At 73.3% G+C, this 17,056-nt stretch carries 12 protein-coding genes; 7 read left to right on the top strand and 5 right to left on the bottom strand.

From position 1 onward, the window contains the following. Positions 1 to 332 precede the first annotated feature (332 nt). Together WME98_RS05235 and WME98_RS05230 are read left to right on the top strand one after the other, a co-directional pair. Positions 333 to 1,007 carry a hypothetical protein gene (locus WME98_RS05235; protein WP_437950275.1) on the top strand — a complete coding sequence of 225 codons (675 nt, stop codon included), beginning with the start codon at positions 333 to 335 and terminating at the stop codon, positions 1,005 to 1,007. 621 nt (positions 1,008 to 1,628) lie between these two features. Next, the gene (locus tag WME98_RS05230; RefSeq protein WP_437950274.1) at positions 1,629 to 2,144 is read left to right on the top strand and encodes a hypothetical protein; all 516 of its coding nucleotides are present in this window, start codon (positions 1,629 to 1,631) and stop codon (positions 2,142 to 2,144) included. Positions 2,145 to 2,281: 137 nt separating this feature from the next. Here the strand turns inward: WME98_RS05230 and WME98_RS05225 are convergent, their stop codons facing one another. Genes WME98_RS05225 through WME98_RS05215 form a run of 3 tightly spaced genes read right to left on the bottom strand, consistent with a single transcriptional unit; the run spans position 2,282 to position 7,210 of the window. Further along, a complete protein-coding gene (locus WME98_RS05225) occupies positions 2,282 to 4,093 on the bottom strand; it encodes an outer membrane protein assembly factor BamB family protein (protein ID WP_437950272.1) in 1,812 nt (603 codons plus the stop codon). Between the two features lies 1 nt (position 4,094). Further along, the gene (locus tag WME98_RS05220) at positions 4,095 to 5,456 is read right to left on the bottom strand and encodes a tetratricopeptide repeat protein (protein WP_437950271.1); all 1,362 of its coding nucleotides are present in this window, start codon (positions 5,454 to 5,456) and stop codon (positions 4,095 to 4,097) included. A gap of 5 nt (positions 5,457 to 5,461) precedes the next feature. Beyond that, entirely contained in the window at positions 5,462 to 7,210 is a 1,749-nt protein-coding gene (locus WME98_RS05215; protein WP_437950269.1) for a protein kinase domain-containing protein, read from the bottom strand. Between the two features lie 323 nt (positions 7,211 to 7,533). Here WME98_RS05215 and WME98_RS05210 point away from each other — a divergent pair, with 323 nt between their 5' ends. The 4 genes from WME98_RS05210 to WME98_RS05195 all read left to right on the top strand — a co-directional run bounded on the left by WME98_RS05210 (position 7,534) and on the right by WME98_RS05195 (position 14,109). After that, positions 7,534 to 8,478 (top strand): ATP-binding cassette domain-containing protein, encoded by a 945-nt coding sequence (locus tag WME98_RS05210; protein WP_437950268.1) that lies wholly within the window; start codon positions 7,534 to 7,536, stop codon positions 8,476 to 8,478. Next, a complete protein-coding gene (locus WME98_RS05205) occupies positions 8,478 to 9,530 on the top strand; it encodes an ABC transporter permease (RefSeq protein ID WP_437950267.1) in 1,053 nt (350 codons plus the stop codon). The genes WME98_RS05210 and WME98_RS05205 overlap by 1 nt, the downstream gene beginning before the upstream one ends. Before the next feature lie 194 nt (positions 9,531 to 9,724). Next, positions 9,725 to 12,439, top strand: a complete 2,715-nt coding sequence (locus WME98_RS05200; RefSeq protein ID WP_437950266.1) for a hypothetical protein — start codon at positions 9,725 to 9,727, stop codon at positions 12,437 to 12,439. Between the two features lie 311 nt (positions 12,440 to 12,750). Continuing rightward, positions 12,751 to 14,109: an LLM class flavin-dependent oxidoreductase gene (locus WME98_RS05195; RefSeq protein ID WP_437950264.1), complete on the top strand. Its 1,359-nt coding sequence runs from the start codon at positions 12,751 to 12,753 to the stop codon at positions 14,107 to 14,109. A 162-nt stretch (positions 14,110 to 14,271) separates the two neighbouring features. On the opposite strand, the gene WME98_RS05190 is transcribed toward WME98_RS05195, so the two are convergent. After that, positions 14,272 to 14,640 (bottom strand): VOC family protein, encoded by a 369-nt coding sequence (locus tag WME98_RS05190; RefSeq protein ID WP_020738613.1) that lies wholly within the window; start codon positions 14,638 to 14,640, stop codon positions 14,272 to 14,274. A gap of 269 nt (positions 14,641 to 14,909) precedes the next feature. Here WME98_RS05190 and WME98_RS05185 point away from each other — a divergent pair, with 269 nt between their 5' ends. Next, positions 14,910 to 15,500, top strand: coding sequence for a hypothetical protein (locus WME98_RS05185; protein ID WP_437950263.1), 591 nt, complete (start codon positions 14,910 to 14,912; stop codon positions 15,498 to 15,500). A 77-nt stretch (positions 15,501 to 15,577) separates the two neighbouring features. On the opposite strand, the gene lysA is transcribed toward WME98_RS05185, so the two are convergent. Further along, positions 15,578 to 16,885 carry a diaminopimelate decarboxylase gene (gene lysA, locus WME98_RS05180; protein WP_437950262.1) on the bottom strand — a complete coding sequence of 436 codons (1,308 nt, stop codon included), beginning with the start codon at positions 16,883 to 16,885 and terminating at the stop codon, positions 15,578 to 15,580. Positions 16,886 to 17,056: the final 171 nt, after the last annotated feature.

Genomic DNA, 17,056 nt, shown 5'->3' with positions numbered 1-17,056 from the left:
GCGCCGGCCCGGACGTCCGACCCGCCGCGCCGGTGTCGCTGGCGCGAACCGGTGTGGGGCGCTCTGTCCTCGGCGCGCACGAGCGCTGAGCGCTCCGGCGCTGTTGCGCGGAGGTGCGCTCTCCAGTGCAGCGAAAAACTTGTATCAAGAGCGGAGGAGTCCACGTAAATTGGTGGATGCTGTCTGCGCCCTGTGCTCGGACGACACGGAGGGCAGGCGGGGTGGAGCGTATGGGAAGCACGAAATCCATGTCCGGTGATGCGGATAAGCGATCCTCGAGCGGCGATGCTGCGCCGGACGGCGCGGCGGCCGGGCCGCGGGACGAGAACTCGGTGGTGATCTCTTTGAGCGCGCTGCTCGCGGTGGAGGCCGCCGCCGCGAAGCCAGCGGGCGCGCGGGGCGATCAGGGGCCAAAGGGCTCCGGGATGGTGGATATCCAGGGGCTGGCCGCCGGCGATGATCAGCAGCGCAGCAGCTATCTGGATCTCTTCCCGTTCGGCGGGCCGGAGCAGCCGGCGTTCAGGCCACCCGATCTCACGCCGGTGCCCTCCGAGGTCCCCGTCGATCTGCGTCCGCCGCGCGCGCGGCGGGCGGCGGGCGCGCGGTATGGGGTCATGGGCCTCGCGGGCGCCGCGGTCGTGGCGAGCGCGGTGTGGCTCGGCGCCCCGCGCGAGGCGCTCCGCGCGGCCGCGCAGCCCGGGGTGCGCTCCGCGGCGAGCGTGGCGCTCTCGCGCCTGCCAAAGGTGGAGGCGAAGGCCCAGGCCGAGCGCGAGGCGGCGACCTCGCCGAAGCGCGGCGACAAGGCGAACGAGCGCACCGCGCGCGGCGCGAAGGCCCGGCCCGCTGCCCCGGGAGGCGCGGGCAAGGCGGCGGCGAGGCGCGCCGAGAGCAGCGGACCGGCAGGCGGCGGCGCCGCCCCGCCGAGCCTGGGCGGCGCGCGCGCGGCGAGCGATCCCTGCAAGGGCGATCTCGACTGCGCCATGCGGCGCGCGACGGGCGGCTCGTAGCGCCGCGCGCCCCGCGAGGCGCCCGCGAACTCCCTGCTTCGCGGGAGCTCAAAGCGCTTCGTCGGAGCGCAAAGCAAGCTGCCGAGGCGTCTCGCCGGCGCGCTGGGCCGCGCGGCTCAGCCCGGCTGCGCGGCGCGGTCGTCCGGACGACGCACCGCTACAAACAGGTCGGAACCGCTCGCCCGCTCGCCTGTAGGGCGATGTCACACGGGCGAGCTCTGCCGGCTTCGTGTCTTCGCACGAACCGCTGAGCACGCCTCCGCTCGTGGTGCATCTCGCCGTGGCCCCGGAGAGCAGGTTATCTACGCGGCGCGCTCGATCCCTCGCGTCGCGTCCGTGGTAGGGTCTGCTCCTGCTTCACAAATTCGCTGATGGCCGATCGCGCACACACCATGGCGGGCGCGTTTCGCGGAGGCGCATGCCCGCCGAACGACCGCCGGGAGGCGCCCCCTGGGCGCAGCTGTGAGCACGCAGCGGATACCATCGCGTAAATTTCTGGTGTAGGAACAGAACCCGGCGCCAACGGCGGCGCTGAAGTGCACAGGAAGGGCTGCCGGGCGGCGTCGCCCGACGCGTCCTTCCCCATGAGCAGCGCAACTCTTCTTGTCGGAGGATTCAGGGATGAAAGCTTTCAACTTTGCGGCGATCCTGGTCAGCGTGTGTGCGATGGCGGCCTGTACGGTCACCGACGGCAGCGGCGACGGCGGCGAGGGCGGCACCGGCGGCGAGGGCGGCGCGGGGACCACCACGACGACCACCACGTCGGGGACCGGCGGTGAAGGCGGTACGGGCGGCGAGGGCGGCGCCGGTGTGTGCGCCGAGGAGGCCGCGGATGACTGTCAGACCTGCTGCGATACGGAGCTCCCGGACGAGAGCGCGCTCATCGCGGGTTACATCTTCTCTCAGTGTGGCTGTGCGGCGGATTCGCCGTGCGCCGACGTGTGCGACACGACCGATGCCACGACCGACTCCTGCTCCGACGAAGGTGGCATGACGGACGTGACGAACCCCGACTGCGTGATGTGTCTGAACGACCTCGAGGCGGACGCTCCCTGCTACGAGGCCGCCGCCACGGACTGCGAGGGGGATGAGGACTGCAACCCGTACTTCGAGTGCCTGATCTCCTGCAGCGAGTGAGATCTCGCGAACGCTGAGCGAGCGCCGCGCGCCAGAGATCCTGGGGCGACCGGCGCTGGCCGGGCAGGACAGGCGACCACCCGTGGGTCGCCTGTCCTGTTTTTGTCGGCGCGCGGTCGAGCCAGCCGCCGGGGACCTTACGGCGAGAGCCGGACCAGCAGGATGTCGGCCGCGCGCGCCTGCGCCGCGACCCCGTCGAGGTCCACGCTCCCCTCGACGGTCCCCGCGAGCAGGACGTGGCCGCGGTCCACGAGCGCCGCGACGCCCGCCGCGGACCGGCTCCCGCCGCGCTCCCCGGCGCTGGGGCCGAGCCGCTTGCTCCACACGTGGCGCCCCTCGGCGTCGAGCCGCGCCACGACGATGTCGCTGCCGCGGCCGGCGCCGTCGAGCGGCCCGCCGCCGAGATCGGTCGGCCCCTCGACGGTGCCGGCGAGGACGAGCCCACCGTCCGCCTCGAGCGCGAGGTGCGGCGGCTGCTCCGCCGCGTAGGTCCGGCTGAAGCGGTGCTCCCGCGCGGCCCCGAGCTCGACAACGAACGCCGAGAACCCGTCCGAGAACAGCGCGCTGCCGCCGCCGAGGCTGAGCAGCCCCTCGAACGTCCCGCTCAGCGCGATCTCGCCGCCCGGCCCGATCGCGATGTCGCCCCCGCGCTGGCGGCGGCCGTCGCCGAAGGACCGCGACGCGACGTGCTCGCCGCCCTCGTCGAGCTTGGCCAGGAAGAGGTCGCTCATGCCCGCGGACGAGAGGTGCGGCGTCCCCGCGCCGAAGTGGAGGTCGCCCTCGAAGGTCCCCGTCAGGAGCACGTCCCCGTACGCGTCCACGGCGACGCCCGTCGGCTCCTGCGTCCCCGGCCCGTCGAAGACCCGCTCCCAGAGCTGCTCACCCTCGGGGCTGTACCGGGTCACCTCGACGTCGCTCCCGCCGTGCCCGAGGAGCGCCGACGCGACCACGACGTCGCCCGCCGCCGACATCGCGACGTCCTGCGGCTTGCCCGAGAGCAACTCGCTCCAGCGCACCAGCCCGCCGTCGGCGTCCAGCTTGATCACGAACCCTTGCAGCGAGTCCGCGGTGAGCTCGGCGTCCATCATGCCCTCGAGCTCGCCCACGATCGCGACATTGCCCTCGGCGTCCACCGCGAGCGCCCGCAGCGCGCCTTTCCCCTCGCGGACGAGCCGCCGCACCCACGCGACCGCGCCGTCCGCCTCGATCCGCGCCACGAAGATGTCCCGATCGGCGCCGGTCGGCATCGGGCCGGCGCCGAGATCGAGGGAGCCCTCGAACTCGCCGCCCAGGATCGCGAAGTCCCGGCCCGCCGCGAGCGCGCGCGCCCACTGGTGGCCGGAGCCGCCGAGGAGCGCGCCGAGGACCCCGCCGGGGATCACCGCGCCGCAGTCGCCTCCGCCGCTGCAGTCCTCGTCGGCCGGGGTGGCGCAGTCCTCGGCGCGCGGCGTGATCTCGCCGGTGCACGCCCCCCACCGGCCGTCGCTCCCGCACGTCCGCTGGCCGGCGCTGCACGCGCCGACGCCGAGGGTCCCCGGCGGGCCGCCGTACGGGCACGCCTCGACCGCGCCCGGGGCGCAGGCGCAGACGCCGCCGTCCGCGGGGTCGCCTGCGCCGCCGTCCGCCTCGTCGACCGCGCCGTCGCAGTCGTCGTCGGCCGCGTTGCCGCAGCGCTCCGGCGCGGGGGTCACCTCGCCCTCGCAGGGGCCGTAGCCGTCGCCGGCGGCGTTGCACCGCCGGAGGCCGGTCCGGCAGGCGCCGACCCCCTCGGTCGCCGGCGGCCCGGTGTAGCAGGCGACGGCCGAGAGCGGCTCGCAGCGCTCCTCCACGAGGATGCCGTCCTCGAGCTCGAGCAGCGCGTTGCAGCCGGCGCAGCCGTGCGCCACGAGCGCCGCGAGCGCCCCGCGCGAGAGCCGTCCGACGATCGGGATCGAGCCGCGCGCGCGCATGTCAGTAGCTCCCGCCGACGACGAGCGAGAACGCCCCGGGGCCGGCCGTGGCCGCCGCCGCGGCGCGGCGCGCGGGCGGGGCGGCGGCCTTCGGCGGGGCGGTCCAGAAGAGCAGGCCGGCCGCGAGCAGCGCGGCGGTGCCGGCCGAGAAGGCGATCGTCGAGGCGGTGCCGGCCGCCTGCGCGTCCTCGCGCAGCGCGACCCCGGCGGCGTCGCAGCGGCTCCGCGCGTCGCAGTGGCCCCGGTTCGAGGCATCCCGGCGGGCGATGGCCTCCAGGCCGAACGCGGCGCCGAGGCCGAGCCCCACGAGGCCGGCGCCGCCGCTCGCGAGCGCGATCACCCGCTGCGCGCGCCCGCCGCCGTCGCCGTCGCTGCGGCCGGCGCTCGCCAGGAGGCGAGGCGCCTGCCCGCCGGGGCCGGGCAGCGCCGCGGAGGGCGCGCGCGGGGGCGGATCGTGCTCCAGGGTGGGCACGTGGACGAGCTCGCGCGCGCCGTCGGGCGGGACGGCGCGCACGGTGGACCAGCGCCTCCTGCCGGGCGCGCGCGCCTCGACCGTGTGCGTTCCAGGATCGACCGGGAGCGCCCGTCCCCACTGCGCGGGCGGGATCAGCACGCCGTCGCGCCGGACCTCCAGGCCGGGCGCGGCGGTGGCCGTGGGCACGTCGATGGTGATGCGCGAGAGCCGCGGCTCGAGCGCCGCTGCGATCGCGGCCGCGCGCGCGGCGCGGGGGTCGCCCGCGCTCCTCGCGACGGCCGCGGCCTCGCTGAAGACGTTCCAGGCGCCCGCGGTCCTGCCCGCGCGCGCGAGGCACTCGCCGAGCCGCAGGAGGAGGTTGATCGCCGTCGGATCGAGGGTCCTGCCCTGCTCGAGCACGGCGCAGGCCTCCGCGACGCGCCCCGCGTCGAGCAGCTGCCTCGCTGCCTGATACAGCGCGAGCACCTGCTCCTTGTGCGCCCCGAGCTGACCCGGGTTGGGCTGACCCGGGTTGGGCTGGCTCAAGCCGGACGAACCCGGGTTGGGCTGACCCGGGTTGAGCTGACCCGGGTTGGGGTGGCTCAAGCCGGACGAACCCGGGTTGGGCTGACCCGGGTTGAGCTGACCCGGGTTGAGGTGCGAGCCGGACGAACCCGGGTTGAGCTGACCCGGGTTGAGGTGCGAGCCGGACGAACCCGGGTTGGGCTGACCCGGGTTGAGGTGCGAGCCGGACGAACCCAGGTTGAGCTGACCCGGGTTGGGGTGCCCCATGCCGGGCGCGGCGGCCGTGCCGCTCGCCGGCGAGAGGAGCAACGACAGCGCCGCGAGGGCACAGGCGAGCTCGCGCGGACGCGAGCAGCTGAGCTTCGGGAGAGCTCCTCGGCACATGGCGATCACCAGGGGCTGTCCTGCGTGCCTGCCGACGGCGGGGCTTCCGCGCCGCGGCCGGGCGCCGCCACGGGGATCGGCGCGCCGGCCGCGGTGCCCGGACCGGACGCCGGCACCGGAGCCGCCAGCTCCGCGGCCGCCGTCCCCGCCGCCCCCGCGGCGGCGACGGCGCTCGCCGCCGGCGAGCGCGCCTCGGTCGGCCCAGTCCGCCGCGATGCCCCATCGCGCCCTGCCGAGGGCGCATCCCCGGAAGCCCCCGACGGCTCCTGTCGCTCGGGCCGCCCCTGCGGCGCCGGGCCCACCCACGCCCCGGCCACGAGCGCCGTGCGCGCGGCCGCCCGCGGCGGTCTCCCGGCGCCCGCCCGCGCGTGCGCCGCGCCTCTCGCCGGCGCGACGGCGCCGGCCCCGCCGCACACGTCCGGGAGCATCGCTCCGACGTCGGTCTCGGGCGCGCCGCACGCCGCGCCGTCGCCGCCGTGCAGCGCGTCGTCGCCGGCGGTGCGGGGCGCGAGGAGCGATCCGTCCGCCGCGGTGGTCCCCAGGGGCCCTGCGGCGAGCCCCTGCGGCACCCCGGCGAGGTGCTGCGGGCTGGCGCCGTCGGACCACGCGACCCCCGTCGAGCGCGGCCACCCGGGCGGCGCGACGGTCGCGGCCAGCGCGGCGCTCGCGGAGAAGGCGCCGGCCGCGAGCCAAGCCCGCCTCGGGCGGCGGACCCCGGATCCCGGCGCCTCCGACGGCCGGATGGCGGTCGTGGGCGGCCGGACGGCGGACGTGGGCGGCCCCTCGTCCAGCCACGTGTACGTCGGCTGGCTCCGGTGGACCGCCGTGGGCAGCGTCGCGTCGGGCGGCCCGCGCAGCGCGAACGGCGAGAGCGCGGCGGCGAGCTCGCGGGCCGAGGCTGGACGGCGGGCCCGGTTCTTCTCGAGGCAGCCCATCACGATTTCCTCGAACCCCTCGGGCAGCTCGGCGCACGCGCTCCGCAGCGGCCGGGGCGCCTGCTCCGACACGACGAGCACGAGCTGCTCCAGCGTCTCCGCGCCGAACGGCAGCGCGCCGCTCACGAGCTGGTAGAGCACCACCCCGAGCGCCCACAGGTCGGCGCGCAGGTCCACGTCCTTGGGCGTGAGCATCTGCTCGGGCGCCATGTAACGGCGCGAGCCCATGACCGACCGCGCCGTCGTCATCTCGAGCCCGTCCTCCTCGGGCCTCGCGCACGTGAACTTCGCGACCCCGAAGTCGAGCACCTTGACGAGCGGCGTGCCGTCGGTCCGGTACGTCAGGAACAGGTTCGCGGGCTTCAGGTCCCGGTGCACCATCCCGAGCGCGTGCGCCTCCATGAGCGCGACGCAGGCCTGGCGGACGTACTCGGCCGCCTCGTCCACCGGCAGCCGCCCGCGGCGCTCCACGATCGAGCGGAGATCGTTGCCCGAGAGGTGCTCCATCACGATGTACGGCACCGGCAGCGCGACCCCCGCCCTCGGCGCGAGCGCGCCCAGGTCGTAGACCCGCGGCACGTGCTCGGTCTTCAGCCGGAACATCCCGCGCGCCTCGCGCTGGAACCGCCTCAGCAGCGCCGCGTTCCCGCAGTGCTCCGCCCGCATGAACTTGATGGCCACGAGCTCGCCCAACGACAGGTGCCGCGCCGCGACGACGGCCCCCATCCCACCGATCCCGAGCAGCCGCTCGACCCGGTAGCGGTCCGCGATGACCTCGCCGCAGTGCACGGGCACCACTCCCTCTTCATCGCTCACCACGCGCCCCCCACTCCGTCGCTCTGAGATTGCAGACCGGCCAGCCACGATCTCGGACCGGATGGTTCCTTGCAGGGCCACGCTCGTCGCGCTTGCCGCAGGCTCTGGTGAGATTCGATTCTCCGGAGAGGCAATGCGTCGCGTCGGCTGTCGAATTTTCCGGCGCTCCTGTGGGCGCGTGCGGGCGCGCTCCGTGCGCCGCGGGCGATCTGGAGCGCGCCTCCGCCCGGCACGCGCCGCCTGCGCGGTCCGCGTCGTCCGCGTCGTCCGCGTCGTCTGCGCATGATTGCAGCGCGGCGGTTCCTTTTCGGCGCTCGTCGCGATACATGCGTTCCGTGTCCGCTCTTCCCGCCCTGGTCTGCCGCGGTCTGGTCAAGCGTTACGGCGACGTCGTGGCCGTGAACGGGCTCGACCTCGAGGTGCGGCGCGGCGAGTGCTTCGGCCTGCTCGGCCCGAACGGCGCGGGCAAGACGACCACGGTGGAGATCCTCGAGGGGCTGACCCGAGCCGACGCCGGCGACGTCGAGGTGCTCGGGGAGCGCTGGACGGGCGACGGCATCGCGCTGCGCCGGCGCCTCGGCATCCAGCTCCAGGAGACGCGCTTCCCGGACAAGCTCCGGGTCGGCGAGGTGATCGCGCTGTTCCGCAGCTTCTACCCGCGCGGGCTCGACCCGGAGGAGGCGCTGCGCCGCGTGTCCTTGCAGGAGAAGGCGGGCGCGTTCGTCCGCGGGCTGTCGGGCGGGCAGAAGCAGCGGCTGTCGCTCGCCTGCGCGCTCGCGGGCGACCCGGAGGTGCTCTTCCTCGACGAGCCGAGCACCGGCCTCGATCCGGCGTCGCGCCGTGAGATCTGGGACATCGTCGAGGACCTGAAGGCGCGCGGCCGCACGATCCTCCTGACCACGCACTACATGGAGGAAGCCGCGCGCCTCTGCGATCGGGTCGCGATCGTCGACCGCGGGCGGCTGCTCTCGCTCGGCACGCCGGCGGCGCTCGTCGCCTCGCTGGGCGCCGAGCACGTCGTGGAGATCGAGGTGGACGGCGCGCTCGACGAGGAGGAGCTCCGGGGCCTGCCCGGCGTGGAGGCCGTGCGCTCGGCGCAGGGGGCGCTCCGGCTCACGGTGCGCGACGTGGCGCGCGTGCTCCCGCCGCTGCTCGCGCTCTGCGCCGCGCGCGGCGCCGCGCCGAGGCGGCTCGCGACGCACCACGCGAGCCTGGAGGACGTGTTCATGGCGCTCGCCGGGCGGAAGCTCGCGAGCGAGGAGGCGGCGTGATGGCAAGGGGACTCCGCTCCCTGCGCGGCTCGCCGCTCGCGCTCCTCATCCGGGCGCGGGTGGTGGAGTTCCTGCGCGAGCCCGAGGCGATCTTCTGGATGCTCGTGTTCCCGATCCTGCTCTCGTCGGCGCTGGCCGTCGCGTTCGGGGGCGGGGCCGCTGAGCCGCTGCCGGTGAGCGTCGAGGCAGGCGCCGGGGCCGAGGCGCGGCGCGCCGCGCTCGAGGCCTCGGGGCAGGTCGCCCCCCGGGTGGTCCCGCGGGAGCAGGCGCAGCGGGAGCTCCGGACCGGCAAGGTCGCGCTGGTCGTGCTGGACACCGATCCGCCCACGTACTGGTTCGATCCGACGCGGCCGGAGAGCCGCGCCGCCCGGCTCGAGGTCGACGAGGCGCTCCAGCGCGCGGCGGGGCGCGCGGACGCGTTCCGCCCGGCCGCGCTCGAGATGACCGAGCGGGGCTCGCGCTACATCGACTTCCTCGTGCCCGGCCTGCTCGGCATGAACGTGATGTCGACCGGGATGTGGGCGATCGGCTTCTCGATCGTGCAGCAGCGCATCGGCAAGCTCCTCAAGCTGTTCGTCGCGGCGCCGATGAAGCGCTGGCAGCTCCTGGTCGCGCACCTCGGGGCGCGGCTCGTGTTCCTGGCGATCGAGGTCGTCGCCCTGCTCCTGTTCGCGGTCCTCGCCCTCGGCGTGCCGATCGCCGGCTCGCTCGCCGCGCTCGCGCTGGTCATCGTGGTCGGCGCGCTGTCGTTCGTCGGGCTCGGCCTGCTCGTCGCGGCGCGGCCGCGGACGCTCGAGGGCGTCTCGGGCCTGACCAACCTGGCGATGTTCCCGATGTGGATCTTCTCCGGCGTCTTCTTCTCGACCGAGCGCTTCCCGGCGGCGATGCAGCCGTTCATCCAGGCGCTGCCCCTCACGGCGCTGAACGACGCGCTCCGCGGCGTGATGCTCGAGGCCGCGCCCCTCGCCGCGCTCGCGCCCGAGCTCGCCCTGCTGGCCGGCTGGGGCGTCGTCTGCTTCGCGCTCGCCCTCAAGCTCTTCCGCTGGCAGTAGCCCCCGCACGGCGGCCAGCGGAGGAGCGGGGCGGTTCGCCGGCACCTCCGTCGCATCATGCTCCTCGGACCCGGCCAGCCCACCGGGCCACGGCGCGCGATGTTGTAAAATATTCTTAATTTCTATAATTTGAGACAATGCTGCCATCACGCTCTTTGCGCCTCCTTCTGGCTGTGAGCTCCAGTGTTACAGCCATGCTCCTGGTTGCCCCTCTCCCCGCGGCGGCGGCCACCTCGTTCACGACGTTCGAATCGGGCCAGGTCCGCCCGCTGGCTCTCTCTGCGAACGGCAAGCTGCTCTTCGCGGCGAACACCCCCGACAACCGGCTGGAGATCTTCCGCGTCCAGGCCGATCGTCTGCGGCTCGAGGCGTCCGTGCCCGTGGGCCTCGAGCCTGTCGCCGTGGCTGCCCGGGGCGACGACGAAGTCTGGGTCGTGAACCACCTGTCCGACAGCGTGAGCGTCGTCGATGTTCGAGACGCCAAAAGGGCGCGCGTCGTCCGCACGCTGCTCGTGGGTGACGAACCGCGCGACATCGTGTTCGCCGGACCGAAGCGCTCGCGGGCCTTCATCACCACGGCCCACCGCGGGCAGAACATCCCCTTCGATCCGCAGATCACGACGCCCGGCGTGGGGCGCGCGGACGTGTGGGTGTTCGACGCCAGACAGCTCGGGACCTCGCTCGGCGGCACGCCGCTCTCCATCGTGACGCTCTTCAGCGACACGCCGCGCGCGCTCGCGGTGACGCCGGACGGCAGCCGGGTCTACGCCGCCGCCTTCCACTCGGGGAACCGCACCACCTCCATCGACGAGAGCCTCGTGCCGAACGGCGGGGAGGCCGCGGGCGGATTGCCCTGGCCCAACACGAATTTCGAAGGCGTTCCGCAGCCCGAGGTCGGGCTGATCGTCAAGTTCGACGGGGCCCACTGGGTCGACGAGCTGGGTCGCCCCTGGGACGACATGGTGCGCTTCTCGTTGCCCGATAAGGACGTCTTCGTCATCGACGCGACCGCCAACCCGCCGCGTCAGGTGGACGGGCCAGGCGGCTTCTTCACGGGGGTGGGGACCGTCCTCTTCAACATGGTCGTGAACCCGGTGAGCGGGAAGGTCTATGTGTCCAACACCGACGCCCGAAACGAGCAGCGCTTCGAGGGGCCGGGCCTCTTCGCTGGCCACAGCGCGCGAGGCCACCTGCACGAGAGCCGGATCACCGTCCTCGGCCCAGACGGCGTCGTCCCGAGGCACCTCAACAAGCACATCGATTACAGCAGCTGCTGCGCGCCGGTACCGAACGCAGAGAGCGAGAAGAGCCTGGCGCAGCCGGCGGAGATGGCCGTGACGAGGGACGGCGCGACCCTGTATGTCGCGGCGCTCGGCTCGGACAAGATCGGCATCTTCGACACCGCGAGGCTCGAGGACGGCACGTTCGTGCCCAGCGCGGCGAACCAGATCCGCGTCCCCGGAGGCGGCCCGACCGGCCTCGTCCTCGACGAAGGCAGGCGGCGGCTCTATGTGCTCACGCGCTTCGACAACGCGATCTCGGTCATCGATACACGGACCCGCCGTGAGGTCGCGCACGTGCCGATGCACAACCCGGAGCCTCCGAGCGTCGTCCGGGGACGCCGCTTCCTCTATGACGCGTCGCTGAGCTCGAGCCACGGCGACTCGTCGTGCGCGAGCTGCCACATCTTCGGCGACTTCGACAGCCTCGCGTGGGACCTCGGAAACCCGGACGGCTCCGTGCTCGACAACCCGGGGCCGTTCTGTACCGAGCTCTTCGGCCTGGATCCGAGCCTCCATCCGATGAAGGGGCCGATGACGACCCAGAGCCTGCGCGGCATGGCGAACCACGGGCCGATGCACTGGCGCGGCGACCGCACGGGCGGCCATGATGAGCCCACCTCCCAGCCGGACAGCGGGGTGTTCGACGAGCGGGCGGCGTTCAAGAAATTCCGTGGAGCGTTCGTCGATCTGCTGGGGCGAGACCAGACGATCTCAGAAGAGGACATGGAGGACTTCACGGACTTCATCCTCCAGATCACCTATCCGCCCAACCCCATCCGCGCGCTCGACGACGCGCTCACGCCCGATCAGCTCGCGGGGCGCGCCTTCTTCGGGGGGCCCGTCTCGAGCATCCTCGGCGCCTCGTGCATCGGGTGCCACGTCGTCGACCCCGACGCCAACCCGGACGACCCCGCGCCGGGCTTCTTCGGCAGCGACGGCGGCTCGGCCAACGCCAACGAGTCCCAGGTGTTCAAGGTCCCGCACCTGCGCAATCAGTACCAGAAGGTCGGGATGTTCGGCATGGCGGAGTCGTTCGTGTTCCCGTTCGGCGGCTCGAACGCGCATATGGGCGACCAGGTCCGCGGCTTCGGCTTCCTCCACGACGGCGCCGTGGATACGCTCTTCCGCTTCAACTCCTTCTCCGATTTCGTCCAGACCCCGGAGAACCCCGGCGGCTTCGCCGTCGGCCCCGAGGGGGACCTCCTGAAGCACCAGGTGGCAGCGTACATGCTGGCGCTGGAGTCGAACCTGAAGCCCATCGTGGGCCAGCAGATCACGCTCACGTCGTCGAACGCCGCGGCGGCCGGCCCGCGCATCGATCTGCTCGTGGCGCGCGCCGACGCCGGCGATTGCGATCTCGTCGTCAAGGGCCGGTCGCACGGCGCCGAGCTGGGCTTTCTTTACCTCGGGAATGGTTGGTTCGACCCCGACCGCGCGCGCGAGCCGTGGCGATCGGACGCCGAGCTCCGCCTGCTCCCCACGGGGCGCGGCGGCGAGCTGACGTATACCTGTGTGCCGCCCGGGTCGGGCGAGCGTATCGGCATCGATCGCGACGGCGATGGCTTCCGCGACGGCGACGAGCGGGACGCGGGCAGCGACCCGGCCGACCCGAATCGGGTTCCGTGATGGGGGTGGCCGCGGCGTGACAGGCCGCGCGGGGGCGTCTGCGAGCACCCCGCCGGGAGGACGACCGTCGAGCGCCGCGCCGGCCGCGGCCGGGTGTTGCCCTGACAGCAATGGTTCCGCAGCGTGGGCCGTCCAGTGCTGCTCTCGCAGCACAGCTTCGTTGCAGGGGAGGGGAAGTGCCTTGCTCCCAGCCGGTGTGCCCGTGGCTCCGCCTCCGGGCACGACGCTTGCGGTGCGCGGCGCGGCTGCGGCGCGGCCGCGCGGCGGTCCGCGCGCGCGCCCACACGCGGACGCGAGGACCGAGGACATCCATGAGCGACCATCAACGAAAGATCCGTCTGGGCGCCTTCTTGCCCGGCGCAGGGCACCACGTGGCCGCCTGGCGGCACCCGGGCGCGCAGGCGGACGGGGGCATCAACTTCGCGCATTACAAGCGCGTCACGCAGACCGCGGAGCGGGCCAAGCTCGACGCCGTGTTCCTCGCGGACGGGCTCGCGCTGCAGAACCGGCCGGGGGCGCAGGGCCGCACCGCCTACGGGGCCAGCTTCGAGCCGGTCACGCTGTTCTCCGCGCTCGCGGCGGTCACCGAGCGCATCGGCTTCATCGCCACGGCGTCCACCACGTACGAGGAGCCCTACCTCCTGGCCCGCAAGTTCGCCTCGCTGGACCACCTCAGCCAGGGGCGGGCCGGGTGGAACGTCGTCACCACCGGCGGGGGCGAGGCGGCCGGGAACTTCGGGCTCGACGCCCACCCCGACCACGCGCAGCGGTACGTCCGGGCGCGGGAGTTCGTCGACGTGGTCACCGGCCTCTGGGACAGCTGGGAAGACGACGCCTTCCTCCGCGACAAGGCGTCGGGGGTCTACTACGACCCGGAGAAGCTGCACACGCTCGATCACAAGGGGAAGTTCTTCTCCGTCCGCGGGCCGCTCAACATCCCGCGCCCGCCCCAGGGGCACCCGGTGATCGTGCAGGCGGGATCCTCGGAGGCGGGCAGGGAGCTCGCGGCGGAGACGGCCGAGGTGATCTTCACCGCGCAGCAGACGCTGGAGGACGCGCAGGCCTTCTACGCCGACGTGAAGGGGCGGATGGCCAAGTACGGGCGCCACCCCGACCAGCTGAAGATCATGCCGGGGGTGTTCCCCGTGGTCGCCCGGACCGAGTCGGAGGCCCGGGCGAAGTACCAGGAGCTGCAGGACCTCATCTTGCCGGAGGTCGGCCTGTCGCTGCTCTCGGGGCTGTCGGGCGGGATCGATCTGTCCGGGTATCCGGTGGACGGCCCGCTGCCCGACCTGCCGGAGACCAACAACAACAAGAGCCGGCAGGCGCTGATGTTCGACATCGCCCGCAAGCGCAACTTCACCATCCGGGAGCTTTACCTCTGGGTGGCTGGGGCGCGCGGGCACTGGACGATCGTGGGCTCGGTGGAGCAGATCGCCGACCAGCTGGAGGCGTGGTTCACGCAGGGCGGCGCCGACGGGTTCAACGTGATGCCGCCGTGGCTCCCGGGCGGGCTGGACGACTTCGTCGAGCTGGTGATCCCGGAGCTGCGGCGGCGGGGGTTGTTCCGCACGGAGTACGAGGGCCGCACGCTGCGCGAGAACCTCGGGCTGGCCCGGCCGGCGAACCGCCATGCGAGCAAGGCCGGGTCGCGGGCGTCGGCGGCCTGAAGGCGCGCCCTCGCGGAGCAGGGCGCCTGGGTCCGGCGGAGCTGCGGGCGGCGGGGGCGGCGCCGATTCACGCGCTGGCGGCCGCGTTCGACGGGAAGGCGGTGCGGGCGGCGCGCGTCCCCGGGGCGGTCGCGCCGTGAAGCTCGGGCTGCGCGGCGCGCCTCAGCCGCCGTCGATGATCTCGATGCGGTTCCCGAACGGATCGTCCGTGTGGAACCGCCGCACCTCGGGCAGCTCGTCGCTCCAGCGCACGGCGTGGCCCGCGGCCTCGAGCGCTGCTGCGACGTCGTCGATGCCCTTCACGACGAGGCCGGGGTGCGCCTTGCGCGCCGGCCTGAAGTCGTGCTCCGCGCCGAGGTGGACCGCCACGGCGCCTGCGCGGAACCAGGCGCCGCCGCGCGACGCGAGGGGCTCGGGCTTGGGGACGTGCTCCATCCCGAGCACGTCCCGGTAGAACGCCACGGCGCGCGATTCCTGTCCGGGCGGCATCGCGAGCTGCACGTGATCGATGCAGACGAACGTGAACGGCATAGGCCAGGTATACAAGAAAGCAGGGCAGATCGCGAGCGGCGTCGGGCGCCACATGCGCTGATCGACGCGCCGTCCGGCGGATGGTTATCGCAGGATTCGCGCGAATCCATGCGTCGTTTGCCGCCTCTCTCGACCGCTCCGCCGCGATTGACGAGCTGACTGTGTCATCCAACGTAGTCGGGGCTGGCCAGCTGTGTCGCGGCGACTCTGTCGTCTTTCAACGCGGCGGTCGAGCGATCTTGTCTCGCCCTTCAATCAGGAGATTCCACATGGCTGAATCGAGGAAGATCGTCGTGCTGCTCGCAGCCTCGTTGTCGGCGGCGCTCGCCGGCTGTATGGCGGCGACGGACGAGGGGGATGGGCGGGAGGCCCCCTCTGCCGCCCTGGCGCCGGCGGACGTCGAGGAGAGCGTGGGTGAGGCGCCGGCCGCTGAGCATTGTCACGGCTGTCCGCCGGGGACCACGTACGTCGCCGTGGTGAACACCTGTGTCTCGGAGCCTGCCCGGTTCGATGCCACGCCGGGGGCCTACGGGTGCCGTTACGGCGCCATCCTGACGGGTCGCGGCAACGTCATCTGTTTGCCGGCCTCGGAGTGGGGGCCCGTGCCCCCTCCTGTCGTCGCGATAGGCGGCGGTCTCCCTGGCCCGCAGCCTGGCGACTGGCCCCCGCCCGGCGGCGGTCTCCCTGGCCTGCAACCTGGCGAGTGGCCCCCGCCCGGCGGCGGTCTCCCTGGCCTGCAACCTGGCGAGTGGCCCCCGCCCGGCGGAGGCCCCCCTGGCCCTCAGTTCGGTGACTGGCCCCCTCCGTCCGCCGGCCTCGGCGCGCCTGTCCCCCAGGATCCGCTCGCCCCGTTCCCGTGAGGCTCCACCCATCGCTCTCGTGAAGGCGGTAGGCCCCTTCCGGGGCCGAGCAGCCGCGGCCTCCCGGGCTCCGCCGCTCAGCCGCGCCCCGCCGCGCCCGCCGGATCCACCCCCATCGTGCGCAGCCGCTCCTTGATATCGTCGGACAGGCACATCCGCGACACCATGTCCTCGAACGTGTCCCTCCGCCGGATGAGCCGGCTCTTCCCGCCGTCGACGAGCACCTCCGCCGGCCGCAGCCGGCCGTTGTAGTCGTAGCTCATCACGTGCCCGTACGCGCCCGCATCCATCAACACGACCACGTCCCCCTCGGCCACGTCCGCGGGGAGCTCGCGCTCGCTGATCCACATGTCCGTGTTCTCGCAGACCTGCCCCGTCATCGCCATCGGGGCCGTCTTGCCGCGGCGGCCGTTGATCCGCACCTCGTGATACGCGCCGTACATCACCGGCCGCGCCATCGTGTTCATCGAGATGTCCGTGCCGATGATCGTCTTGTATCCCTGCTTGATCGAGATCACCCGCCCGAGCACGTAGCCCGCGTCCCCGACGAAGTAGCGCCCCGGCTCCATGACGAGGCGCGGCGCCTTCATGCCGTGCTCGGCGCACTTCTTCTGCACCACCGCGGCGATCTCGCGGGCGACGGCGTCCACGTCGAGCGCCGGCTGCTCCCTCCGGTAGGGGATGCCGAGCCCGCCGCCGATGTCCAGGAACGCCAGGTCGAAGCCGAGCTTCCGCGCGACCGGCCCGATCAGGTCGAGCAGCTTGGCGGTCACGTGCGCGAAGCTCTCCGGCTTGTTCGCCTGCGAGTGCGGCATCATGTGCACCCCGAGCCGCTCGACCCCGTTCTCCAGCGCCGTGCGGTAGGCGTCCTCCACGTAGCGCGGGTGGATCCCGAACTTCGCCGACGGCCCAGCGAACGGCTTCAGATCCGGCGTCGCGATGTCCTCGCCGCTCGGGTTGATCCGGAAGGACATGCAGCGCGGCCGCCCGAGCGCGAACAGGCGCCGCAGGATGCCGTGGTCGTCCACGTTGAAGATCACCCCGGCGCGCAGCCCCGCGGCGAGGTCCTCGTCCGAGAGGCTGTTGCCCGTGTAGATGATCTGCTCGCCCGAGAGCCCGAGCGCCTGCGCCAGGCGGATCTCGTTCGGGCTCGCCGCGTCCACGCCGGAGCCCTGCTCGACCAGGAGCTTCGCTATCTCCAGGTTGTTGCACGCCTTGATGGCGTAGAAGACCGACACCTCCGGGTAACAGCTGCGCAGCGCGCGCGTGAGTCGACGGAAGTTCTCCCGGATGCGCTCGGCATCGTAGGCATAGAGCGGCGTGCCGTACTGCTCCGCGAGGTCGCGGACCGAAATGCCCCCGATCTTGATATCTGCCTCTTGCATACTCCTCGTCGCGTCAACGCTTCAGAAACGCTTCAAACTCGAGAGAACACCCGAAGGAACCTTTTGCAGGTTACCAGTACACCAGCATACCATGTGCCACCGGCGGCCCGCAACGGCGCGCGCCGCGCGGGCCTTCCGTGCGGCCCGCCCGTCGGTCGTCGGTGCGCGCGG

The organism is Sorangium sp. So ce296 (assembly GCF_051529605.1).
Lineage (GTDB): Bacteria > Myxococcota_A > Polyangia > Polyangiales > Polyangiaceae > Sorangium > Sorangium cellulosum_D.
The sequence above is the reverse complement of the archived record's forward strand: the minus strand, read 5'-3'. Positions and strand labels throughout refer to the sequence as shown.